The organism is Afipia sp. GW822-FHT04G07 (assembly GCF_058800765.1).
This window is the reverse complement of sequence record NZ_JBXAMP010000001.1, coordinates 4033931-4056888: the sequence shown is the minus strand read 5'-3', so window position 1 is coordinate 4056888 and position 22958 is coordinate 4033931. Positions and strand designations below refer to the sequence as shown.

Below are 22958 nucleotides of genomic sequence, written 5' to 3'. Positions count from 1 at the left end.
CGAACGCTTGACCGTGCTCTTGTAGTCAGGCGACAGCCGCGGCGCGTGCGCGAGATTGCTCTCGCGCGGATAGATCAAAGTCATCGGTTGTCCTCCCGCATCGCAGCGCTCGATCAGTGGATTCCCACACCAAGCAGCTTGTTTACCAGAGGCCGGTCGGACTTCAACTCCTCGGATAGCCCTTCCCAGACCGCGCGCCCGCGTTCAACCACCATAACGCGGTCCGCGAAATTCAGCGCGCGCTCGATCTGCTGTTCGACCAAAACAATGGTCATATCGCCGCTGGTGGCAAGCAGGGAAATCGTTTCCATCAACTGGTCGCAGATCACCGGTGCGAGGCCCTCAAGCGGTTCATCCAACAGCAGGATCGACGGCTTGCCCAGGAGGGTCCGCGCCATCGCAAGCATTTGCTGCTCGCCTCCCGACAATTGCATCCCGAAATGACGCCGCCGCTCCGCCAGCCGCGGAAACATGTCGTACATCTCTGAGATCGCGCTGCGTTCCCGCTGCTTGAGACCGGTTGAGAGATTCTCTTCGACAGTCAAAGACCGGAAAATATCGCGGGTCTGCGGCACGTATCCCATCCCGCGCAACGCGCGCACCGATGTCCGTAATCCGCTGATGTCCTCCCCATCGGCGAGAATGCATCCATGATGCTGCGTCGAAAGCCCCATCAGCGTCGCAAGCAGTGTCGTTTTCCCGACCCCGTTGCGCCCGAGAATCGCGAGACGCCCGCCAGCCGGAACGTCGAACGACATCTCCGAGACGATCTGCGTCGGGCCATAGCCCGCGCTCAAATGCTGCACTTCAAGCCGTGCGGCTGGCATCGGCGTAACTCCCCAGATAGGCGCGGCGCACTTCATCGTCTTTCGTGACGTCCGCCGGACTGCCCTCAAAGATCAGGCGACCGTTCGCCAGCACGAGCACGCGCTTGGCGAACCTGAAAACGAGGTCCATGTCGTGATCGATCATGAGAACTGCGATGTCGGACGGCAGGCGATTGATCGCCTCCAGAATCTTCGGTGCTTCATCGTGCGGAACGCCGGCGGCCGGCTCGTCGAGCAGCAGAACTTTCGGCGTCAGCGCGAGGCCGATCGCAAGATCGAGCAAGCGCTGCTGCCCATAGGCAAGTTCCGAGACGGGAAAATGATAGAGATGCGCAATCCCCAGCATGCCGAGGATATGCATCCACTCTTCGCGCACCTCGGGCACGAAGGTCCCCGGTGAAAAGAAGCGGCGCGTGATGCCTTTACGCTGCATGACCGCAAGCGCGACATTCTCCGCCACGGTCAGACTGGTGAACAGCCGCGTGATCTGAAACGTCCGCGCCAGTCCCTTGCGGACACGTCCCGGGATCGAAACCGCCGTCAGATCTTCTCCCTCGAACAGAATTTGGCCATCCGATGGAGCGAGATCGCCGGAGATAACGTTGACAAGCGTGGTCTTGCCCGCACCGTTCGGACCGATCAGCGCCACGCGGTCGCCTTTGCCGAGGCTGAACGACACGTCGCGATTGACGTGGAGTCCGCCGAAAGACCTGGAAAGATTCCGCAACTCGAGCAGCGGGCTCATCGGCGTGACCTCCGCCGCGAGAGCGCATCCCAGAGCGTGACGACGCCATGTCCAAGGCCCCGCGGGGCAAAAATAACAATGACGATCAGAAGCAAGCCAACCAGCGTCATCCAGTGGAACGGATTTGCGGCCGAGACGATGTGCTCGAAGATCTGGAAAATCACCGCGCCGGCCAATGCACCCCACAGATTTCCCGCGCCACCCAGCACCAGCATGACCAGCACTTCGGCGGATCGCTCAAAGCTCACGCTATCCAGTCCCACCACACCCGTATTGATCGCCATCAGCGCACCACCAAGCCCCGCGACCACACCCGACACGCCGTACATGATCACAAGTCTTGGATAGGCCGACGCGCCGATCATCAGCGCACGCAGGCTGTCGTCCTTGATGCCGCGGCATAACAAGCCGAACGGCGACCGAACGAAACGCAGCAACAGCGTCATGACGATCGCGAGCGTCACCAGCGAAAAGACGTATGATGTGCGGCTGTACATATCGAACGAGAACACCCCGAATATCGGCGCGGGCGTTATCCCGGACAAGCCGTCGCTGCCGCCGGTCCACGACGCCAGCTTGTTCGCGAGCGAACTGACGAGTTGGCCGATGGCGATGGAAAGAACGAGTTGTGGCAATCCCTGAAAGCGCGTGATGAGCGCACCGGAAATGAGACCCATGCAGGTGCCGGTAAAAGCCCCGATCGCCAACAGCATCAGCGGGTTTGTGACCCCGGCGATGCAGGCATTTCCCACGGCATAAGCGCTGACGCCGAAGAGTGCAGCGTGGCCCAGCGTGGCGACGCCGCAATAGCCCGTGACCAGATCGAGCGACAGAACAAGGAACGTGATGCTGATGAGGCGCGTCAGAAACGCAAGATCGTCAGGAAATGCGAAATAGCCAATCGCTCCCACGACCGCGACCGTCAACAGTCCATAGGCTTCCGCCTGGAACGGAATTCCCTGCCGCGGGACGTCGGATTTGATGATCTGTTCGGTCATGTCAGTGCGCCCGCCCGAGAAGACCGCGTGGAAACAGGAACACGGTCAGGATCACAGCGAGATAGAAAAAGAACTCGCCATACTCTGGCGCGAGATATTTTCCGGTCGTATCCGCTAGCCCCAGAAACAGCGACGCCGAAAGCGCACCGAGAATCGATCCCGCGCCGCCCACCGACACGACGACCAGAAATGTCACCATATAGCGAAGCGCATAGAACGGCTCGATCGGCAGCATTTCCGCACCGAGCACGCCACCGAACGCCGCCAGACCGACCGCGAGCGCGAAGGTCGCCGAGTAGATCCACTGCGTGCGAATGCCGAGCGACTCCGCCATGTCGCCGTTATCGACCGCGGCGCGCATCCGCACGCCGAATTCGGTCTTGTCGATCAGCAACCACAGCAGCAACGCCGTCACAAGTCCGCACGCGATCACCAGCAACCGATGCGTCGCGATCATGCGGAATCCGATATCGAACGGACCGCTCAGCGCCGCCGGCAGAGGTATCGGCTTCGATGTCGGCCCGAGGACGAAGTTCGACAACCCGATGATGACGAAGGTGATCCCGATGGTGAGCAGCACCTGAAGCAAAGGATCGGATTTTCGGTAGATACGCCGGTAGAGAAGAACCTCGAACGGGATCGAGATGATAATCGTACCAATGACAGCGACCGCAATGGCAATCGGATAGCTGACGCCCATCGTCTTCAATGCATAGGACGCGAGATAACCGCCGATCATGGCGAACGCGCCGTGAGCGAGGTTCACGACACGCATCAATCCCATCATGATCGACAGGCCGATGGAAATCGTGAACAGCACCATGCCGTAGGCAAACGCGTCCACCACAATGCTCAGCGCCGTCAGCATCAGTGAACCTCCGCCTGCATCGCGACGGCATGGCCTGCCGAGAGCAGATCATGACGCACGACGCCCCGCAGCACCGTCATCAGGACTTTCGTCGCGGCGAGATCGGTGGATTCCTCAAAGGGATCGTGGTCAACAGCGACAAAGTCCGCGGCCATTCCGGGAGCAAGCGTGCCGCGCCAGTCCTCCTGTTTCATCGCGAAAGCACCGCCATGCACGTAACTCCCGACGGCCTGGCGGCGGGTCAACGCTTCGCTAGCACCGATCGGTGTCCCCAGCGACGCCCCGCGGTCTACCGCATTCGCCATCCCGACCCATGGCGAGACGTGCCCGGTCGGCGCGTCGGAGCTTCCGACATAAGTCACGCCGGCGTCGATCACGGACCGCGCGGGATATTTTGTATGGGCGTCCGGGCCGAATGCCTCGAGAATCGATCGCCGCATTCGCGTGAGAAAACTCGGCTGCGTGACCACGAGAGCGTCGAGCGCCTTCATGCGCGCGAGGCCACCGGCGGGCGGACAGAAATAGTGCTCAATGCGGTGACGCGGCTTTTGTCCCGGCAACGCCTTTTCCGCTTTTTCGAATGCCGCGATGACGCGTGCAGACGCGCGGTCGCCCACGCAATGCGTCGCAGTCTGCCAGCCGCCGAGATGCGCCTCGACGATCACGCGCTCAAGGTCGTCCTCGTCGCGCATGAAGAAGCCCTGCGATTTCGTATCGGCAAACGGCGCGGTAACCGCCGCCGTGCGCGCACCGACAATGCCATCGGCAAAAAATTTCAACGTCATCGCCTGCCAGTCAGGATCGCGGCCCGGGGTGAGACCGCGGACCGCAGCGTCTTTCGGATCGAGCTGATACATGAACCCGAGGCGCATCGGAGAAAACGCCAAATCCTGACGTAGCAAATTCCATACCGAAAATTCTTCGTCGAAACCGCTGGTGAATCCAACCGCGGCCTCGACGGCGGCGGTCAGGCCCATCCGGATGCTGTCATCGATTGTATCGCGCAACGACCTGACCATCGCGACGCGGTCGATGTGCGGGATCGCCCGGAATATGACCTCCGCCGCGCTTTCCTTGGCGCTGCCATCCAGCCGGCCGGCCGCATCGCGGCCGAACGACCCGCCCGCCGGGTCCGATACACCGTCGCCGACTCTCAGTAGTTGCAATGCCGCGCTGTTGAGGATCGCTGTGTGCCCGCAAAACCGGCGAATGATCACGGGGTGATCGGGCGCAACGGCGTCGACTTCGTCCCGCGTCGGATAACGGTGCTCGGCGAGATTGTTCTCGTCAAAACCGACGGCTCTGATCCATTGTCCTGGTGGCGTTGCCAATGCCGCCGCTGACAACTGGCGTAAAACATCCGAAACGGTGCGGACGCCCTGATTACCGAGATGAATCTGCTGCCGTTCGTGGGCGATCGCAAACAGATGCACATGGGCATCCGTCAGGCCGGGAATGATCGTGGCGCCCTGCATGTCGATCGTGCGCGCGGCAACGGGCGCATCATCCTTATCGCCAACCCAATGGATGACGCCCCCACGGGTCACAAGAGCGTTCGCCGGCCAGACATCGTCGGCAGATCGATAGATCCGCGCGTTGACGACTCGCAGAGAATCCAGGCAGTGTGACATCGCTCGGTCAATCCGCTCATTCTGGCTGGAGCCGATGCAGGTCTCCTGAATCAACTCGTGTTCGTTTTTTGTTTGGGCACGATCATTGCCGAAAGCCGATCTCGGCTTTCGGGATCATGCTTGAAGGATTGACGCGAGAGACTCGCGCCAATCCTGTGTGACGGCCTGAATCAGTTCTTGACCAGCGCCCAATCGGGCTGAGCTTCGAATGTCTGAAGCTCCTTGTTGATCAATTTTCCGTCCTTCTTTGCAACTTCACGCAAATAAATGTTCTGTGTGATGTGACGCGTCGTCGGATCGATGGACACAGGCCCACGCGGGCTGACCCACTTCATCCCCTTGACCGCGGCAACGGCTTTCTCAGGATCGCGCTGACCCTTGGTGGCCTCGATCATCTTGTAGATCACGCGCGCGCCGTCATAGGCAGCCACCGAGGTCATAGTCACGTCATCGAGCTTGGTGCCGACCTTCGCGAGCAGTGCGAGGAACGCCTTGTTCTCGGGCGAGTCGTGCGACACCGCATAGTGGTAGGTGGACAGCAGGCCGAGGCCGTTCTCGCCGATATTCGGCAGATCGGGTTCGGTCAACACGTCGCCGAGCGAGATCAGTTTGACACCACCTGCCTTCAAACCGTTGTCGATATAGCCTTTCACAAAACCAAGCGTCGGCGGACCGGCGGGCAAGAACGTGAAGATCGTATCTGCGCCAGAGCTTTTGATACGCTGCATGATCGGGCTGAAATCGGTGGTGTTGAGGGGCATACGGATCGCTTCGACAATCGCGCCGCCTTCTGCCTCAAAGGTCTTTTTGAAAGCCGCCTCCGCATCGACGCCCGGACCGTAATCGCTGACGGCGATGGCGACCTTCTTCGCACCCTTCGCTTTCGCAACCTTGGCGGCGGGAACGGTGTTCTGCCACATCGTAAACGACGTGCGAACGATATACGGGCTCTTCTCCACGATGGACGACGTCGCAGCATTGAAGACGATCATGGGCGTCTTCGCTTCTTCAAGCAGGGGCGCGACCGCCATGGCGTTCGGTGTGAAATAGAGGCCGGCGATATACTGCACCTTGTCCTTGACCAGAAGTTCCTGGGCAAGCGCCTTGGACTTTGCCGGGTTCGGCGATTCTTCATCGCGGTAGATGAATTCGACGTCGTGCCCCGCGACCTTGGAGCCGTGCTCCGCCACCCAGGCATCGATGCCCGCCTTGAAGTTCTGACCGAACAACGCATACGGCCCGGACATGGTGCCGATGACGCCGACCTTGATCACGTCGGCATAGGCCGCCCCTGACATCAATCCAGCAACCGCCAGCGTAAACGCGTATTTCACTGCCTTTTTCATGTTTAGTCCCCTGCTCCGGTTTCTTTGCTTTTGTTTATCAAAACATCTCGAAATATTCTCGCTGCTCCCACTCGGTGACTTCGGCCTGGAAGCGCTCGATCTCGGCATTCTTGATGTGCACGTAATAGTCTACCAATTCCGCGCCCATTGCGGTCCTGAAGAATGGATCATCATTCAACGCAAAGACAGCCTCTCGCAGCGATTTCGGCAGCAGGCTGGCCTTGGTTTCATAAGGTGTATCGGCTGAGGGGCCCGGGTCAATGGAGCGGTCCACACCGTCCAGCCCCGACAGGATTTGCGACGCCATATAAAGATACGGGTTGGCGGCAGGCTCGCCGACGCGGTTCTCGAGCCGGGTGGCCGGGTCTTTGGGGCCGCCCAGCACGCGTATCATGACACCACGATTGTCCCGCGCCCAGATCGCACGGTCGGGTGCTAACGAATAGGACCGGTAGCGCTTGTAACCGTTGATCGTCGGCGTTGTGAACACCGTCGCCGCACGCGCATGTTCGAGCAGCCCGCCGAGATAGCCCTTGCCGAAATCCGACAGGAATTCCCCGTCGGTGTCGGACATGAAAGCATTCCGGCCATCGGCGCGGGAGACCAGCGACTGATGCAAATGCCAGCCCGACGACACGACATTGGGAATGCGCGGGCGGCACATGAAGGTGGCGTGATAGCCATGGCGGTGGCAGATCTGTTTCACCGCGCTGCGAAACAGAACCATCGTGTCGGCTGGATCGAGTCCGACCGTCGGCGCGAAGGTAAATTCGCACTGGCTGGGGCCGAATTCGACCTCGATCGACCGCAGCGGCAATCCTAGCGCCACGACATCGCGCCGGATCAGTTCGAGCACCGGCTCCATCTGATCGTAACGCTGCTCGGTGAGGTACTGGTAGCCGTGCGAGAGCAGGCTCACGGCAGGCGGCTCTCCCGGCTGCCCGGCATCCGTCGGCGCCATTCGCGGATCATCCACCTTGAAGACGTGAAATTCGACTTCAAGACCAGCCACGAAATCATAGCCGCGCTGAGACAGCGTGTTCAGCACCGACTTGTAGAGACCGCGCGTCGCGAACGGCACCGGGCGGCCATCGGCAAAGTGAAGGTCACACAGGATCCAGCCCGTCGCGGGTGCCCAGGGCAGAACGCGAAAGGTTGTCGGATCGGGGATCATCAGGACGTCGGCGGCGCCCTGCATTTCCGTCATCCCGAACCCGCCGCCGGCGGTGAACACCGGGAACACGGTGCGATGCGACGTATCTTTCGCGAGCATCGTGGTCGTGATCGAGCAGCCGCTTTCAAGCGTGCGCAACGCCTCGCTTGCGATCAGCGTCTTGCCGCGCAGGATTCCGTGCTGGTCCGGAAACGACAGCCGGATTGTCTCAATACCTTTTTCCTCGACGATCCGCCGAAGGCGGACAGCTGCCTCCTGCTGCTCTGCGGACCAGAGGCGGTGTCGTGCGACAAAGCTCAACGACGTTGCTTTCCCTGACATTTGCGCGGCCAGACCTTACTCGGCCGCGGACAGGTGCGGCACCTTTGCGGCGATTTCGGCCGGAACGGGCGCGGCCCACGGCGCGCCCCTCCGCCGCTTGACGTCGACCTCCATCCAGTAGGTTTCCCAGCCGCGCGTCGGGCCGATGCCGTCCATCGTCGCTGGCCCCTGAATACTGCGCGCATGCGCCTCATCGAGAAACAGTAGCGGCTTGCCGCCTGCAGCGACCTTTTCGATTTCCTGCCGCAACAGCCGGCGATACTGAATGATTGCCTTGTCCGACTGCCCGAGATGTTCGCGGGTGCGGTTCTGGATCGGCCCCATCGACTCCACGGCCCACTGGTCGTGCACGTTGATGTCCAGTCCCATGCCGGTATAGGTCTCGGTGGCCTGCTCGTGCGGATCGAAACCGTAATCGTTGGTCTTGTTGCGCCGCGACTTGTAGTCGGGCAACTCGTACAATTCCAGACGTTGCTCGCGCATTTTCTTCTTGTCGACCGGCGTCGAGTAACTGGTGAAAATCGCATACCAATAGCAATGGGTGTCGTCGACCGGGACATGCCATTGGGTGATCGTCATTTCCTGGCTCATGGGAATAACGAAACCCTGCGGAAACAATTGATTGGTGACGCGCACATGGGTGCACTCGTCGTCGATCTGGCGCAACGCGACCAGACGAAGGCCGTACTCGGTCTTCTCGACATTGATGATCGGACGATCATATTCGCGCAGGATTTTTGTCATCGGCATGTCGCTGCCTGCGGACGCACCGCGGAATTGCTTGCCGTAGGATTTCTCCAGATCTTCATCCTCGAAGAACCTGTGCAGAAACGATGCGTGCGCCGGATCGATGCCGACTTCAAGCGCCTGAAGCCAGTTGCAGTCGATCAGACCCTTGAACGCGAAGGTGTAGGCATCGGGCGCGACAAAGCAGTCAATCTCGGGAAACGCAGGCGGCTCGCCCTCGCCCAGATAGGCCCACAGGATGCCGCCCTTCTCGACCACGGGATAAGCACGCTGCTTGATGTTCTTGCACAGCGATGACCCGACCGGTTCGGCCGGCGTCTCGAGGCAGTTGCCTTGAACGTCGAACAGCCAGCCATGGAAAGCGCAACGCAGTCCGCCGTTTTCGAGCCGGCCGAACGCGAGGTCGGCGCCACGATGCGGGCAATCGCGATCCATCAGCCCGTAACGGCCCTGCTCGTCGCGGAACAGCACGAAGTTTTCCCCGAGCAACTTGACCGCCCTGATCGGCCTTGGGCCTTCGAGTTCGTCAACCAGCGCCGCGGGCTGCCAATACATCCGCATCAGTTTTCCTGCGGGGTCGGCCGGGCCCGTACAGGTGATCAGATCGTTCTGCTCCTGGCTCATCATGGCGAGAGTCTCCCTTTAATTCTGGTACGAGTTGCCCGACGTTACGCAACTCAGCGCTGAAACACGATCTTGCCGCCAACCATCGTCATGTCGGCCTTGATGTCCTTGATCTGCTCGTCCGGCACGGTCATCGGGTCCGCCGACAGAACCGCAAGGTCGGCGAGCTTTCCGGGTTCAAGCGTGCCCTTCCGCCCTTCATCGAACATGTAATGCGACGCCGAACTCGTATAGAGCCGCAGCGCATGCTCCCGGCTGATGGCTTCCGACGCACCATACACCTTGCCGGCCGGGTCCTTCCGCGTGACCATGATATACATATTGAGGAACGGATTGATGGGATTGACCGGGAAGTCGGTCCCCGCGCCGAGATTGTCCATGCCCATCTTGTCGATCAGCGTCCTGGTCGGCAACGCACGATCTGCGGTCGCTTTTCCGAGGAAGCGCTCGACGGTTGCGGCCTTGTCCCACATGAACACGTTCTGGAAGTCGATGCGAACGCCCAGCTTGCGTGCACGCTCCATCTGTTCAGGCCGGATCAGGCTGGCGTGGATCAGGACAAACCGCTGGTCCTTGATCGACTTTTCCTTGTCGGCGGCTTCGAACGCGTCCAGCGCATGATCGATACCCAGATCTCCGACAACATGGACGCCAACGCGCCAGTTGAACTTGTTGGCGATCGACACCAGTTGCTTGAGCCGCTCCGGCGTCTGCTGGGCAATACCATGATAGTGGTCATGGGACTCAGGATAGACGTCGCGCGTCAACGCCGTCTTGAGGGTCATGCCGCCATCGTAGAAAATCTTGATGCCGCCGAATCTCAGCCAATCGTCCCCGAAGCCAGACGCCGCTCCGTTGCCGCTCATGATCGCTTCCCACGCCGACATTTCGGCCGGCGGCTCGGGACGAAACATGGCGCCGACACGCAGCGTGGCGTTTCCGGAAAGCACGATCTTCTCAAGCGTGCGCAGATCGCGCGGACTGGTCGCGCCTTCGACAGCGCTCGTGATTCCGAAACTGTTCAGGGCCTTCTCTGCCAGAGTGTACTGGCGAATCTCGTCGTCCTCGGAATAAGGAGGCACAAGATCTTCGACCAGCGGAATCGCAGTCTCAACGAGAACGCCGGTCAATTCACCCGCCGCGTCCTTCTCGAACGATCCCCCGCTCGGATTTGGCGTGGTCTTGTCTATTCCGGCTTTTTGCAACGCGATGCTGTTGGCCATTGAGAAGTGGCCGACGGTGCGCAGGTAGACAGGGTTGTCCGGAGACACGCTGTCGATTTCCCGCCGGGTCAAATATCTTTTTTCCGCAAGCTGGGACGGCGGATGCCAACCACCGGTGACGATCCACTCGCCGGGTTTTTTCTTCGCCACGAACGTCTTGATCGCCTCAAGCGCCTCGGCGACGTTTTTTGCCCGGCCGAGATTAACGACATAGTCTCCAAGGCCGGCGGCCTTGAAATGGGCGTGGGTGTCGATCAGTCCAGGAACGACCGCCTTGCCAGCGAGATCGATCACGCGCGTCTGCGGCCCGGCCAGCGGCCTGATCGTCGCGTTGTTGCCGACAGCGAGAATCTTGCCGTCACGAACAGCGACCGCTTCAGTCACGGTTGATCGGCCGTCCATCGTCAGGACTTTTCCATTGACCAAGACAAGCTCAGGAGAGTTCGGATCGGGCTGCTGCGCAACCGCGATCTGAGCGGCAACCAGACTGCCGAGAATTCCAATCAAAGAGAAACCCGCCGCTGCCCACATTTCTGCCTCCCCATGCATATTGTTCGTTGACCGAACATTTGTGCGAATTATATTAGACTGACTCCAATCTCAAATTCACGCAAGCGCAATTTGAGTGCGCTAGTCGCCTATTTATACTGCAAATGCGAAAGTGATCTCGCTAAGCGGGTTCGAGGCCAAGACAGGCGTCGTATCATTTTGGATTGATTTGTTCGATCATCGACCATATGTTCGTTTTAGTAACTAGAACGGAATTGTCCCGATGGCACGCCTTACTTTCGTTCAGCCCGACGGCACCGAGAATGTCGTGGAGATCGTCGACAGAGAGACAAGCGTGATGCTCGCCGCCATCCGCAACGGCATTTCCGGCATCGATGCCGAATGCGGCGGTTGCCTCGATTGCGCGACTTGCCACGTCTACGTAGAGGAAAGCCATTCCGGTCTTCTGGCCTCGCCGCAGCCGCAAGAACTTGAGCTTCTCGGGTCTGTCGCAGCCATCCGCAAACCGAACAGCCGGCTGAGCTGCCAATTGAAGCTTCCTCCTTCGATGACATCCCTCACCGTCCACATTCCGGAGGCGCAGTCGTGAACGGACTCGTTGTCGTCGGCGCGTCGTATGCAGGCATTCAGGCGGCTTTATCCGCGCGCGAGGCCGGATACGCTGAGCGCATCACCGTCGTCGCCGACGAACATTTGCTGCCGTACCAACGCCCGCCTTTGTCCAAGGATTTCCTGCTCGACAAGACGACGCAGGAACATCTCATCCTCAGGGACGACGCGTTCTTCAAGCTGAAGCAGATCGAACTGATGCTTGAAACACGCGTGAACGCGATCGACCGGCGTGCCCGTCAACTCGTGCTCGACGGCAACACGAAACTGGATTTCGACAAACTGTTTATCGGCACCGGATCGCACGCACGGCGCCTGACGCTGCCCGGCGCAAACCTCGACGGCGTCTGCTATCTGAGATCGATCCGAGACGCGATCGACCTCAAGGCACGTTTGGCGGATGCCGCGGAAATCGTGGTGATCGGCGGGGGCTTCATCGGCCTCGAGGTCGCGGCGTCCGCCAGCAAGCTGGGGAAAAAAGTAACCGTCATCGAGAGCGCATCGCGGCTGCTCGAACGCGCGGTCTCGCCGGTCGTCTCGCAATTCCTGCTCGATCTGCACAAAAAGCACGGCGTCGATGTGCGCCTCAACGAGGTCTTAACAGAAATCGAAGGCCAGGATGGCCGCGCCGCGTTCGTAAGGACGCAAGGCGGCGCACGCTTGCGCGCGGATCTCGTCCTCGTCGGGATCGGCGGCCTGCCGAACGATCAACTCGCCCGCGGCGCGCAGCTGAACTGCACCAACGGCATCGTGGTCGATGAACACGGCATGACGGACGACTCCGGCATCTACGCGGCTGGCGACTGCGCCAATCACTACAATGTCCATGCGCAGGATTGGCTTCGTCTGGAATCTGTCCAAAATGCCCAAGATCAGGCCAAGTCCGCCGGTCTCGCCATCGCGGGTAAAACCGGACCCTACGACAGCGTGCCGCGCTTCTGGTCCGACCAGTATGAAGCGAAACTCCAGACGGTGGGCATCTCCCGGAATTTCGACCGGCACGCCATCCGCGGATCGCTGGAAGACGGGCAGTTCTCGATCTTCTACTACAAACAGGACAAGCTATGCGCGGTCGACAGCGTCAACCGTGCCGGCGATCAAATGGCCGCTCGGCGCCTGATAGGAAGTGGCGCTTCCCCCTCGCCGGAACAGGCCGCCGACCTCTCGTTCGATTTCAAAACGCTGATGAAAGCAACGAATGCCGGTGGTGCATAATCCGGTAAATTGTGGTCTCGTCTGCCGGATCGATTCATGACCGGAAAGAACGTTCGTCCCCGCATGCCCCGAATGAACCGCACGGCAGAGGAAGAAGAAGCCCGACGCGACGGAGGCGAATTTATCGAAAGCCTCGATCGCGGCCTTCGTGTGCTGCAGTCATTCGGCATCGATCGCCGGCCGATGACGCTAAGCGATATTGCGAAGGCGACCGGCCTGCCCCGCGCCACAGCGCGCAGAATCCTCATGACCCTTCAGAAGTCCGGTTTCGTCGCCGGCGATGAGCGGCTGTTCTCGCTGACGCCGCGCGTGCTGGCGCTGGCCTCGGCCTATCTCGCGTCCAATCAGATCGTCTCCGTCATGCAGCCGCTGATGGACGACGTCTCCACGAAGGCAAAGGAAGTCTGCTCGCTGGCGATCCTGGACGGGCAGGAAGCCGTTTTCGTCGCGAGGGCAAGTCCAGCGCGGGTTTTTTCCGCCGGCATCGACATCGGCTATCGGCTTCCGTCCTATTGCACGTCAGTAGGCCGCGTCTTGCTGGGTCGTCTGTCGAACGACGAACTGACGGCGGCGATCGGGTCGATGACGCTCGTAGCGCAGACGCCCGAAACCGTGACAGACAAATCCATCGTCATCGCGACCATCATATCGGACCGCAACAAAGGCTATTCGCTGGTGGACCGCGAAGCCGAGCCAGGTTTCCGTTCGATCTCGGTCCCCATCCATCGTTACGACGGCGCGGTCGTGGCGGCGGCCAATATTGGCGCGCATGTCGATCGCATCACCACCGGTGAAATGATCGACCGTTTCCTTCCGCTGCTCAAGGACATGGCGGCGGCCGCAAAACCCCTCCTCGTCTAGCCGCGCGCCCAACTATCCGCACTATTCGGCCGCGAGCGACTTATCCTTGTCGGCTTTCAGTTCTCCACGCGTTCTCGGCTTTGCCTTGATCTTGAGATCGTCAAGATCCTGACGATCGCGCACCGAGTTGCGGAAAATCTGTTCCTTGCCAGGCTCGTATTGCGGCGGACAATACATGTCGGCGCCATACCAGGCGGCAGCCTTCATCGTGAATCCGGGATCGACGAGATGCGGCCTGCCCAGCGCGACAAAGTCGGCGCGCCCGGCGGCAAGAATGGTGTTCACCTGATCCGCCGTGGTGATGTTACCGACGCACATGGTCGCAACCTTGGCTTCGTTGCGGACCTGCTCGGAGAACGGAGTCTGGAACATTCGCCCGTAGACCGGCTGGGCTTCATGCACGGTCTGTCCCGTCGATATGTCGACAAGGTCGACGCCGGATTCGCCGAACGCCCGCGCGATCGCCACCGCGTCGTCGCCTGTGATGCCGCCTTCGGCCCAGTCGGTCGCCGATATACGCACCGACATCGGCTTATGAGCCGGCCACGCCGCGCGCATCGCTTCAAAAACCTCGAGCGGAAAACGAAGCCGGTTCGCAAGCGGCCCGCCATATTCGTCGGTGCGCCGGTTGGTCAACGGCGAGATGAAACTCGCGAGCAGATACCCGTGGGCGCAATGCAGCTCGGCCATATCGAAACCACAGCGATCACCGCGCTGTACGGCCTGCACGAACTCATCCTTGATACGCGTCATGGCCGCGCGGTCCAGTTCGCGGGGCACCTGACTGTCCGGAAAATACGGCAAGGGCGACGCCGAAAACACCTCCCAGCCCCCGTCTTCGAGCGGCCGGTCGATTCCCTCCCACATCAGTTTCGTTGCGCCCTTGCGGCCCGCGTGACCGAGTTGCAGACATATCTTTGCAGCCGAATTTCCGTGAACGAAATCGACGATACGCCGCCAGGCGGTCTCCTGCTCATCGTTCCAGAGCCCGGCGCAGCCGTGCGTGATCCGCGCATCACGCCCGACACACGTCATTTCGGTGAACAACAGACCCGTGCCTCCGATCGCTCGCGACCCATAGTGAACCAGATGAAAATCACCCGGCACGCCTTCCTTTGCCGAGTACATGCACATCGGCGACAGCACGAGGCGGTTCGCGACCTCCATCTCGCGGAGACGGAATGGCTGAAACATCGGCGCGACCGGCTTCTCGGCATTGACATCGAAACCTTTGGCGCGAACCTGCTGCGCGAAAACGCGGTCCGCTTCCGCGACGAACTCAGGGGCGCGTAGCGCGAGGTTATCGTAAGTGATTGCCTTCGACCGCGTCATGACGCCGAATGCGAACTGGACCGGGTCGAAATCCCAGAAGCGATCGACATGCTCGAACCAGACCAGCGAGACGTCGGCGGCGTGCTGGGTTCGCTCCACCTCTTCGCGACGGCCGACTTCATACTGCTGCAAGGCAGCAGCCACGGTCTTCTCGCCCTTCATGGCGTCGGCAAGGGCAATGGCGTCTTCCATCGCCAGCTTGGTTCCCGACCCAATCGAGAAATGCGCCGTCGCCTTGGCGTCGCCGAGCAGCACCATGTTGTCCTTGACCCAGCGCTTGCTGCGGATCATCGGAAAATTTCGCCACTGTGAACGGTTTATCAGAATGGGGTGACCGTCGAGGAAGGAGCCGAATATCTGCTCCATGCGTTTTGCGGATTGTTCTTCGCTCAAGCCTTCGAGACCTGCCCGCCCGAACGTTTCGGGATCTGTCTCGAATATCCACGCCGAACGGCCGGCCTCATACTGATAGGCATGAGCGATGAACGGGCCCCATTCCGTTTCCTGGAAAATGAAGGTGAAAGCATCGAGCGGCTTTGTCGAACCCATCCAGGTAAACTTGTTCGAGCGAAGATCGATTTCCGGCTCAAAGTGATCCTTGTATTTCTCGCGGAGCCGGCTGTTGATGCCATCGGCAATGACGATCAGATCGGCGCCGGAAAAATTCACATCACTCTCGATTTCGGTTTCGAACACAAGGGTGACGCCGAGTTCGCGCGCCCGCTCCTGCAGGATCAGAAGAAGCGTGCGGCGGGAGCAACCGCAAAATCCGTTGCCGCCGACCCGGCGAACCGTCCCCTTGAAGTGAACGGCGATATCGTCCCAGTACGCGAATTCCTGAGTGATCCGGCGATAGCTTGGCGGATCGTATTTCTCGAAATTATCGAGCGTTGCATCGGAGAACACCACGCCAAAGCCGAACGTGTCGTCGGCCCGGTTGCGCTCATAAACCGTAATCTCTGCCGCAGGCCGCTGTTTTTTCAGCAGGATCGCACTGTAAAGGCCCGCCGGGCCACCGCCGATAATCGCGATTTTCATAGAACCTCCGACCAACCTTCGACCGATCCTATTATTATTTTAAACCTAAAACATTTTGACGGCAAGGCCCGGTTGCGATCCGGCCGTTAGTTCCTCAAAGAACACCAGTTTGCCCTCAGCGCGAAGGGCCTCGGAGACAGAGCGGCTCATTGTAGCGAAGCAAGATCACGTGTCGCCGGCAGGATTTCGCCCCACGAGCACCCGCGTTCCGTGATCGTAGACGCCCGTCAGCAACCCGAGAGAAACGGTGAGCGCGCGCATCTGCCGGTCGAGATCGGCAATATCCTTTGTCGGCTTCATCAGAAGATCGCGACGCTGCGACACCAGCCGCGCCGAAACGCGCGCGCCAAGCGGTGTGGCCGCGTAGGTCATGTCGCGGTGCCGCGCACCCTTGATTTGCTTCACCAGACCAGCCTTGATCAGCTTGCGCAGCGAATACTGCACATTGGACACGTCGTCACGGTTGGCGAAACGCAACAAGTCACCGATACGGCGCGGACTCCCCGTAACGATAAGCTGCTGGAGAATAACACAGTCCTGACCCGACAGATTGTGCTCGCGCGCCTCCGGTCCGAGCAGCGCGCCAGCGAACCTGTAAAAGGATTCAGCCGCGCAGATCAGCGCCTGCTCGAATTCCGTGACCGTCTTCTCGTGATCTGTCGCCGCAAGATGCGCGGGCGCCTTCTTCGCGCGCGGGGACGCGGCGGGCAGCGTCCGGGCAACATTCTTGACATCGGATTTCACTGCGTGTTTTATCCCTGAAATTCAATTGTAGATTAAGAGATAATATATCCGGAAGCAGCGCGCAAGCCGACGGCAGGGGGAAAGCAAATGTCTCTGGTCCTGTATGAACTCGGGGGACGCGACGACCGGCGATACAGCCAGTTTTCCTGGCGTACGCGCCTTGCCGTGGCTCATAAGGGTCTCGATACCGAAGCCCGTCCGGTTCGCGTCAGCGACAAGGCTGCCATCGCCTTCAGCGGCCAGGGGAAAGTGCCTATCCTTATGGCCGGCGACACCGTGATTTCGGATTCGTGGTCGATTGCCGAATATCTGGAGGCCACCTATCCCGACCGGCCCTCGCTGTTCGGTGGAGAGGTCGGCCACGGACTTGCCCGTTTTATCAATTCGTGGGTCGACCGGCAGATCGTGCCACGGATCGTCCCGCTTCTGATGATCGACGTGATGACGTGCGTCGACGAGGCAGACGGGATTCACCTGCGCGGTCAAATCGAAAAGGCCTTTCGCGGAAGCCTTGAGAAGCTTGCAGAGAACCGCGACACCGAAATCGTGGCGTTCCGGCGCCTGCTGGATCCCGCTCGCACCACGCTTCGTTCGCAGCCCTTTTTGTCTGGTCATGCGCCTGCCTACGCCGACTACATTCTGTTCAGTGTTTTTCAGTGGGCACGGATCGTGAGCGCGTTCGATCCACTGGAGGCCGACGATATCGTCGCAGCCTGGCGCGAACGGATGCTCGACCTGTTTGACGGGCTCGCGAGAGCAGAAGGCGCTCGTGTTTCCGACACCGGACCTGGACGACGATGATGGCTTCGGGCCCTGCACCGCAACCTGCGCTTGATGAAGCGACATTGCGCGACTGGGTCGAAAGAAGAGTGACTGACACGCCGCACGCGGCGGCGCTTCTGACACGCTCCGGCCCGATCGACTTCACAACGCTCCATCAGCGAGCAATGACCCTTGCGAACATCTTCAACAATCTCGGGTTGAGGCGTGGCGATGTCATCGCAGCGCAGCTGCCAAATGACGTCGAGTTTGTCCTGACCTTCCTCGCCGCCGGCTACGTCGGCGCGATCTTTCAGACCGTCCACATGCCGTATCGCGCGGGGGAAATCGAGCCGCTGCTCTTGCACAGCAAAGCGAAGGCAATTGTCTGCCTCGGCAGGGTGAAGGATTTTTCGCCTGCGGGATTCGTGCTGTCGCGGCGCTCGACACTGCCCTCGCTTCAGCATGTGATCGTCGTTGGCGACGAACCTATTGCTGACACGCACGCCTTCCCTGACGCGGCGACGCTTCCAAACGCTAAAGACTTCGGACGCCCTGTCGCGACCGATCTGTTCCAGCTGCTCTACACCTCGGGCACGACGTCGGCCCCCAAAGGCGTGCCGGTCGCTTACAACAAGTTTCTGCCCAACGCCGCGCTTTCAGCCATCGAACTTGGCATCAGCGAAAATTCGGTCCTGTTGTCCGCAGCACCCTTCACGCACCTTTACGGCCTGTTCTCGCTCAATCTCGCCTTCGCCGCCGGCGCGACCACAGCGTTGCTGCCGGCATATTCACCGGCGCAGCTTGCGGAAGCTATCGATCAATATCGGCCGACCGGCTTGTTTGTTGCACCAGCGCATATGGCGGCTTGCCTCAATGAAGGCCTGCTTTCAGCGGAGCGTCTTGCATCGCTCCGGTTCGTTCTGATCTCCGGCTCGTTTTGCCCGCCCGAACTCGCACAAACGCTTCAAACCCTGATGCGAAACGGCGAGGTGCTTCAGCTGTGGGGCATGAGCGAGCTTCAGGCCGGTTCATTCACGCGTCCCGGCGATCATCCGGCGGTTCGTTTTACCAGTGCGGGCCGCCCAAGCCCGGGCACTGATCTCCGCGTCGCCCTTGATGACGTGCCCCTCCCGCCAAACACCGAAGGCGAACTTCAGGTGCGCGGACGTTCGGTGTTCGAGGGCTATCTCAACAACGTTGAAGCCACTTCGGCTGCTTTCACACAGGACGGCTGGTTCCGGACGGGCGATCTCGCGCGCATGGACGAAGCGAAGAACCTGCAGATCACCGGCCGCACCAAGGATGTGATTAATCGTGGGGGCGTGAAGTTCAACCCTGCGGATGTGGAGGCATTGATTGCCCTTCATCCCGCCGTCGCCGTCTGCGCCATCGTTCCAGCTCCGGACGCGGTACTCGGCGAGCGGGCTTGCTGCTTTGTGGTTTTAAAGGACGCAAAGACCGGTTTGCGTCTCGACGAGCTTTGCAGCTGGCTCGGAAGCCGCGATGTCGCAAAGCTTAAATGGCCGGAGCGGCTCGAATTGATCGACGAAATGCCGATGACGCCGACCCGGAAAATCATGAAGGGCGAACTCGCAAAACGCGCAGCGGCATTGAAATGATCGACCTCTACACATGGCTGACGCCGAACGGGCGCAAGGTTTCCTTGATGCTTGAGGAGACCGGCCTGCCCTTCCGTGCGATTCCGGTCAACATCGGAAAAGGCGAACAGTTCGCGCCCGGTTTTCTGGCGATCAGTCCGAACAACAAAATACCAGCGATTGTCGATCACGATGGGCCGGATAGCGGCCCGATAACCTTGTTTGAGACGGGCGCGATCCTTCTCTATCTCGCAGAGAAGACGGGCAAATTGCTGCCTTCTCACGCCGGCGACCGCTGGCGCACGATTCAATGGCTGCAATTTCAGATCTCAAGCCTCGGGCCGATGCTGGGTCAGGCGCAACACTTCCTGCACTACGCTCAAGAAGAAGTGCCCTATGCACAGGCTCGCTTTGCGAGCGAGGCCAAACGGCTTTACGGCGTCCTCGATCGCAGGCTCGCAGAGAGCCCCTACCTTGGACATGACGACTACAGCATTGCGGACATCGCAACCTGGCCGTGGATTCGGGCCTGGAAGATACAGGGCATCGCGATCAGCGAATTTCCAAACGTCGCGCGCTGGCTGGATGCGATCAACAAGCGCCCGGCGGTTGCCCGCGAGCGTGCCGTTCTCGCCGAATTCAGATCGGAAACGGCTGCCTCTCTGAGCGCTGAGGCGCGAGAGCACCTGTTTGCGGGAAGCACGCCGAAGCCGCGATCATAAACTCGAACTGCGGCCAAAGCTTCCAACCGTTCTGCAAACCGCAGCGGCTTTCGGTTTGTCAAATCAGCGAGGTGTCTGATTTAAATGGTGGGCGCACCAGGGCTCGAACCTGGGACCCGCTGATTAAGAGTCAGCTGCTCTACCAACTGAGCTATGCGCCCGGATCCAACCGGATGTCCGTTGAGGACGGCGTCGTTTAGCAAAGCGAACCCGCCATGTCCAGCAATGCTGGCGGGTTTTCCCGGCCTCCAACAGAACCGGCCTGGAGCGGTTCCGGGCGCGAAAAACCGCCGTAAATCCGGCGGTTTCTGCATCTCGAAGGACCTCGCGGCGCGTTTTAAAGGCGCTCGGAGCGCCCCTCACCGCGCTCACGGCCCGGACCGCGATCCCGTTCGAATCGGTCGCCGTCAAAGCCCCGCTCAAAGCCGTGTTCGCGCCAGCCATGGCGCCCACCCATCCGGGTCAGCACCGACAGCCGCCGCTTCTGACCATCGTTGAGGCTCTTGTAGAGCGGATCGGCCGCATCCGCGATCTGCTTCAGGCTGGTGGCAGTTGCCGCCATCCGATCCGCCCGGTCGCGCAGGCGCGCCACCGGATCGCGGGTCGTCTGATCTGCCGCGCCTTGCTCGCCGGGCGCACGATCCTGGGAGCCCCGCTGATCCCCTTCAGCGCGGCGTGCATCCCGCGCGCTGGCGCGCGCATTGGCAAGCGCGATGCGCTGCTTGGCGAAATCGCGCACCGCCGCCTCGACCGGCGGCCACATCTTTTCCTGATCTGGCGTCAGTTGCAGGCCGGCCTTCACGGCAGCGATCTTCGCGTCGACGAACGCCGCCCGGTCTTCCGTGCTCATGCGGTGATGATGATGGCGATGCTGCGCGTAGACGGCAGTGGAGCCGATGATCGCGACTGCCGCAACGCCGACAAGAATGGCTTTCTTCATGGGAGCATCTCCGGGGTGAAACTTCCCCGAAGATGACAGCCGGTGCCGCGGTTTCAACTTAAGCTTTCGACACCTAGGTGAACGCCCATTAATGCAGGCCGGCTAACGCAGCATCCCCAGCGTCCGCGGCAGCCACAGCGATATCTCCGGCACGAATGTCACGACGACCAGGAATCCCAGCATGGTCAGCAGCCATGGCCACACCGCGATGGTGAGTTCCGTAATGCCCATCTTCGCAATGCCCGAGGCGACGTAGAGATTTAGCCCCACCGGCGGATGGCACATGCCGACTTCCATGTTAACCACCATCAGGATGCCGAGATGCACCGGATGGATGCCAAGCTTCACAGCGATCGGAAACAGGATCGGCGCAGTGATCAGCACGATCGAGCTTGCTTCCATCACGTTTCCAGCAACCAGAAGCAGGATGTTGACGAAGATCAGGAACGTGATCCAGTTGACCCCCTTATCCAGCATCCAGGCCGTAAGCTGCTGCGGGATCTGCTCGCTGGTCATCAGGAACGAGAACAACACCGCGTTGGTGATGATGTAGAGGATCATCGCGCTCATGTTGGCGGAGCCGAGCAGCACGCGGGGCACATCGCGGAACGTGAGGTCCTTGTAGACGAACACTGCGATGACGAACGCATAGACCGCGCTCATGGCGGCGGCTTCGGTCGGCGTGAACAAGCCTGCGTAAATGCCGCCAAGAACGATCACGATCAGCAGCAGTCCCCAGATGCATTCGCGGAATGCCTTTATCCGCTGAGCCCATGTCGCGCGGGGTAACCGCGGGTAGTCATATTTCCACGCCCGATAGACGGTGGTCAGACCAAGCAGCGAGGCCAACATGATGCCGGGAATCACGCCTGCCATGAACAACTGACCGACGGACGCCGATGTCACGCGCTCGCCACCCGGCCCAAATGCGACGCTGCCTCCCGTCGCCACGGAATAAATCACCATCACAATAGACGGTGGAATCAGGATGCCGAGCGCACCCGAGGTCGTGATGACGCCCGCACCGAAACGCTTGGGAAACCCCTGTGCGACCATCGCAGGCATCAGAATCGAACCAATTGCGATCACCGTTGCCGGAGAAGACCCGGAGATTGCCGCGAACAACGCGCAAGCCATCACACCGGCCAGACCAAGGCCGCCGTACCAATGCCCGACCATCGAGGTCGCAAAATTGATCATGCGTTTGGCGACGCCGCCATGGGTCAGGAAATTTCCCGCAAGGATGAAGAACGGGATCGCCATGATCTCGAAATTCTCGATGCCGGTGAACAGCTTCAACGCCACCGCTTCAATCGGCACGTTGGTCAGAAAGAAGAGGAACGTCAGAACCGTAAGACCGAGCGCGATCGAGATCGGCATGCCGGTCAGCATAAGAGCAATGAGCAAAGCGAAGATAATTGCGGTTGTCATCGGACGCCCTCCGGCGTCGGCCCGACCGCTTCGCTGACATCGATGCCTTCGACATGCGAATGATCATGATGCGGAAGCTCTCCGCTCTTCCAATAGGCGTAGGCAACTTGAAGAAAACGGAAGCACATCAGATACGACCCGAGCGGAATGCAGAGATAGACGATCCAGCTCGGCAGCTCGAGGTCAGGCGATGTCTGATCGGTGGCCGAAAGCCCAATGACAAAGCTAGCGCCCATGGTGCCGATGATTCCGGTAAACAGCGCGCCGCACAGCAGACCGAACAGGATTGTTCCCTTGCGCCATTTCGGGCTGAGCGCCAACACCAGAACGTCCACGCCGACGTGAATGCCGGTCCGCACCCCATAGGCCGCGCCGAACTTCGCCATCCACACGAACATGTAGATGCATAGCTCCTGCGCCCAGGACAGGTGAATGCTGGCAAGGAACGCGTAAATCTGCGGCGCTCCGGGCCAGGTGCGATGATTGACCACGAAATCCGTCGTGTAGCGATGCGCAACAGCCGCGAAAATCACCACCGTTGCCGCCGCGATCAGCGTGGCAATCAGGGTTTCCTCGAGGCGGTCGAGGACGCGAAAAAATAACTTCAAGTGAGCCCCCCACCCGCAGCGGCCGCGTCTTTGCGCGTTTCGATATTCAACTGATGCCCCGCTTCACCCTACCAGACAAAAGTG

20 protein-coding genes, 1 tRNA gene and 1 pseudogene are annotated in these 22958 nt (G+C 60.3%); 6 read left to right on the top strand and 16 right to left on the bottom strand.

Going from position 1 to position 22958, the window contains the following annotated elements:
- The 10 genes and pseudogenes from AC1RKJ_RS19735 to AC1RKJ_RS19690 all read right to left on the bottom strand — a co-directional run.
- Positions 1–84 (bottom strand): annotated as a pseudogene (locus AC1RKJ_RS19735) (protocatechuate 3,4-dioxygenase subunit beta); the annotation flags it as partial.
- Positions 85–113: 29 nt separating this feature from the next.
- Complete coding sequence (locus tag AC1RKJ_RS19730; protein ID WP_492792600.1) at positions 114–827, bottom strand: ABC transporter ATP-binding protein; 714 nt, start codon at positions 825–827, stop codon at positions 114–116.
- On the bottom strand, positions 808–1572 hold the full coding sequence (locus AC1RKJ_RS19725; RefSeq protein WP_492792599.1) for an ABC transporter ATP-binding protein: 765 nt from the start codon (positions 1570–1572) through the stop codon (positions 808–810). The genes AC1RKJ_RS19730 and AC1RKJ_RS19725 overlap by 20 nt, the downstream gene beginning before the upstream one ends.
- A complete protein-coding gene (locus tag AC1RKJ_RS19720; RefSeq protein WP_492792598.1) occupies positions 1569–2570 on the bottom strand; it encodes a branched-chain amino acid ABC transporter permease in 1002 nt (333 codons plus the stop codon). The genes AC1RKJ_RS19725 and AC1RKJ_RS19720 overlap by 4 nt, the downstream gene beginning before the upstream one ends.
- Before the next feature lies 1 nt (position 2571).
- Entirely contained in the window at positions 2572–3438 is an 867-nt protein-coding gene (locus AC1RKJ_RS19715) for a branched-chain amino acid ABC transporter permease (protein ID WP_492792597.1), read from the bottom strand.
- Positions 3438–4985 carry an amidohydrolase gene (locus AC1RKJ_RS19710; protein ID WP_492792596.1) on the bottom strand — a complete coding sequence of 516 codons (1548 nt, stop codon included), beginning with the start codon at positions 4983–4985 and terminating at the stop codon, positions 3438–3440. The genes AC1RKJ_RS19715 and AC1RKJ_RS19710 overlap by 1 nt, the downstream gene beginning before the upstream one ends.
- A 254-nt stretch (positions 4986–5239) precedes the next feature.
- On the bottom strand, positions 5240–6415 hold the full coding sequence (locus AC1RKJ_RS19705; RefSeq protein WP_492792595.1) for an ABC transporter substrate-binding protein: 1176 nt from the start codon (positions 6413–6415) through the stop codon (positions 5240–5242).
- A gap of 37 nt (positions 6416–6452) precedes the next feature.
- On the bottom strand, positions 6453–7910 hold the full coding sequence (locus tag AC1RKJ_RS19700) for a glutamine synthetase family protein (protein WP_492792594.1): 1458 nt from the start codon (positions 7908–7910) through the stop codon (positions 6453–6455).
- A gap of 15 nt (positions 7911–7925) precedes the next feature.
- Positions 7926–9284 (bottom strand): aromatic ring-hydroxylating dioxygenase subunit alpha, encoded by a 1359-nt coding sequence (locus AC1RKJ_RS19695; RefSeq protein WP_492792593.1) that lies wholly within the window; start codon positions 9282–9284, stop codon positions 7926–7928.
- 50 nt (positions 9285–9334) lie between these two features.
- The gene (locus AC1RKJ_RS19690; RefSeq protein ID WP_492792592.1) at positions 9335–11035 is read right to left on the bottom strand and encodes an amidohydrolase; all 1701 of its coding nucleotides are present in this window, start codon (positions 11033–11035) and stop codon (positions 9335–9337) included.
- Positions 11036–11276: 241 nt separating this feature from the next.
- Between AC1RKJ_RS19690 and AC1RKJ_RS19685 the strand changes: the two genes are divergently transcribed.
- The 3 genes from AC1RKJ_RS19685 (at position 11277) to AC1RKJ_RS19675 (ending at position 13699) form a co-directional block, all read left to right on the top strand.
- Entirely contained in the window at positions 11277–11603 is a 327-nt protein-coding gene (locus AC1RKJ_RS19685) for a 2Fe-2S iron-sulfur cluster-binding protein (protein ID WP_492792591.1), read from the top strand.
- Positions 11600–12838: an NAD(P)/FAD-dependent oxidoreductase gene (locus tag AC1RKJ_RS19680; protein WP_492792590.1), complete on the top strand. Its 1239-nt coding sequence runs from the start codon at positions 11600–11602 to the stop codon at positions 12836–12838. The genes AC1RKJ_RS19685 and AC1RKJ_RS19680 overlap by 4 nt, the downstream gene beginning before the upstream one ends.
- A gap of 63 nt (positions 12839–12901) precedes the next feature.
- A complete protein-coding gene (locus tag AC1RKJ_RS19675; RefSeq protein ID WP_492792809.1) occupies positions 12902–13699 on the top strand; it encodes an IclR family transcriptional regulator domain-containing protein in 798 nt (265 codons plus the stop codon).
- A gap of 21 nt (positions 13700–13720) precedes the next feature.
- On the opposite strand, the gene AC1RKJ_RS19670 is transcribed toward AC1RKJ_RS19675, so the two are convergent.
- On the bottom strand, positions 13721–16069 hold the full coding sequence (locus tag AC1RKJ_RS19670) for a bifunctional salicylyl-CoA 5-hydroxylase/oxidoreductase (RefSeq protein ID WP_492792589.1): 2349 nt from the start codon (positions 16067–16069) through the stop codon (positions 13721–13723).
- Positions 16070–16234: 165 nt separating this feature from the next.
- On the bottom strand, positions 16235–16813 hold the full coding sequence (locus AC1RKJ_RS19665; RefSeq protein ID WP_492792588.1) for a winged helix DNA-binding protein: 579 nt from the start codon (positions 16811–16813) through the stop codon (positions 16235–16237).
- Between the two features lie 87 nt (positions 16814–16900).
- Between AC1RKJ_RS19665 and AC1RKJ_RS19660 the strand changes: the two genes are divergently transcribed.
- The 3 genes from AC1RKJ_RS19660 to AC1RKJ_RS19650 all read left to right on the top strand — a co-directional run bounded on the left by AC1RKJ_RS19660 (position 16901) and on the right by AC1RKJ_RS19650 (position 19895).
- Positions 16901–17614 carry a glutathione S-transferase N-terminal domain-containing protein gene (locus AC1RKJ_RS19660; RefSeq protein ID WP_492792587.1) on the top strand — a complete coding sequence of 238 codons (714 nt, stop codon included), beginning with the start codon at positions 16901–16903 and terminating at the stop codon, positions 17612–17614.
- A gap of 68 nt (positions 17615–17682) precedes the next feature.
- A complete protein-coding gene (locus AC1RKJ_RS19655) occupies positions 17683–19194 on the top strand; it encodes a class I adenylate-forming enzyme family protein (RefSeq protein ID WP_492792586.1) in 1512 nt (503 codons plus the stop codon).
- On the top strand, positions 19191–19895 hold the full coding sequence (locus AC1RKJ_RS19650) for a glutathione S-transferase N-terminal domain-containing protein (protein ID WP_492792585.1): 705 nt from the start codon (positions 19191–19193) through the stop codon (positions 19893–19895). The genes AC1RKJ_RS19655 and AC1RKJ_RS19650 overlap by 4 nt, the downstream gene beginning before the upstream one ends.
- Positions 19896–19980: 85 nt before the next feature.
- Here AC1RKJ_RS19650 and AC1RKJ_RS19645 read toward each other — a convergent pair.
- From AC1RKJ_RS19645 to AC1RKJ_RS19630, 4 genes are all read right to left on the bottom strand, one after another.
- A tRNA-Lys gene (locus AC1RKJ_RS19645) sits at positions 19981–20056 on the bottom strand.
- 176 nt (positions 20057–20232) lie between these two features.
- Entirely contained in the window at positions 20233–20835 is a 603-nt protein-coding gene (locus AC1RKJ_RS19640) for a Spy/CpxP family protein refolding chaperone (RefSeq protein ID WP_492792584.1), read from the bottom strand.
- Positions 20836–20937: 102 nt separating this feature from the next.
- On the bottom strand, positions 20938–22266 hold the full coding sequence (locus tag AC1RKJ_RS19635; protein ID WP_492792583.1) for a TRAP transporter large permease: 1329 nt from the start codon (positions 22264–22266) through the stop codon (positions 20938–20940).
- Entirely contained in the window at positions 22263–22874 is a 612-nt protein-coding gene (locus AC1RKJ_RS19630; RefSeq protein WP_492792582.1) for a TRAP transporter small permease, read from the bottom strand. Before AC1RKJ_RS19630 ends, AC1RKJ_RS19635 begins: the two co-directional genes overlap by 4 nt.
- Positions 22875–22958: the final 84 nt, after the last annotated feature.

Bases quoted from the DNA above. Each gene is read 5' to 3' on its own strand.
- AC1RKJ_RS19730 (WP_492792600.1), bottom strand. From the start codon at position 827: ATGCCAGCCGCACGGCTTGAAGTGCAGCATTTGAGCGCGGGCTATGGC.
- AC1RKJ_RS19725 (WP_492792599.1), bottom strand. From the start codon at position 1,572: ATGAGCCCGCTGCTCGAGTTGCGGAATCTTTCCAGGTCTTTCGGCGGA.
- AC1RKJ_RS19720 (WP_492792598.1), bottom strand. From the start codon at position 2,570: ATGACCGAACAGATCATCAAATCCGACGTCCCGCGGCAGGGAATTCCG.
- AC1RKJ_RS19715 (WP_492792597.1), bottom strand. From the start codon at position 3,438: ATGCTGACGGCGCTGAGCATTGTGGTGGACGCGTTTGCCTACGGCATG.
- AC1RKJ_RS19705 (WP_492792595.1), bottom strand. From the start codon at position 6,415: ATGAAAAAGGCAGTGAAATACGCGTTTACGCTGGCGGTTGCTGGATTG.
- AC1RKJ_RS19700 (WP_492792594.1), bottom strand. From the start codon at position 7,910: ATGTCAGGGAAAGCAACGTCGTTGAGCTTTGTCGCACGACACCGCCTC.
- AC1RKJ_RS19695 (WP_492792593.1), bottom strand. From the start codon at position 9,284: ATGATGAGCCAGGAGCAGAACGATCTGATCACCTGTACGGGCCCGGCC.
- AC1RKJ_RS19690 (WP_492792592.1), bottom strand. From the start codon at position 11,035: ATGTGGGCAGCGGCGGGTTTCTCTTTGATTGGAATTCTCGGCAGTCTG.
- AC1RKJ_RS19685 (WP_492792591.1), top strand. From the start codon at position 11,277: ATGGCACGCCTTACTTTCGTTCAGCCCGACGGCACCGAGAATGTCGTG.
- AC1RKJ_RS19675 (WP_492792809.1), top strand. From the start codon at position 12,902: ATGCCCCGAATGAACCGCACGGCAGAGGAAGAAGAAGCCCGACGCGAC.
- AC1RKJ_RS19670 (WP_492792589.1), bottom strand. From the start codon at position 16,069: ATGAAAATCGCGATTATCGGCGGTGGCCCGGCGGGCCTTTACAGTGCG.
- AC1RKJ_RS19660 (WP_492792587.1), top strand. From the start codon at position 16,901: ATGTCTCTGGTCCTGTATGAACTCGGGGGACGCGACGACCGGCGATAC.
- AC1RKJ_RS19650 (WP_492792585.1), top strand. From the start codon at position 19,191: ATGATCGACCTCTACACATGGCTGACGCCGAACGGGCGCAAGGTTTCC.
- AC1RKJ_RS19640 (WP_492792584.1), bottom strand. From the start codon at position 20,835: ATGAAGAAAGCCATTCTTGTCGGCGTTGCGGCAGTCGCGATCATCGGC.
- AC1RKJ_RS19635 (WP_492792583.1), bottom strand. From the start codon at position 22,266: ATGACAACCGCAATTATCTTCGCTTTGCTCATTGCTCTTATGCTGACC.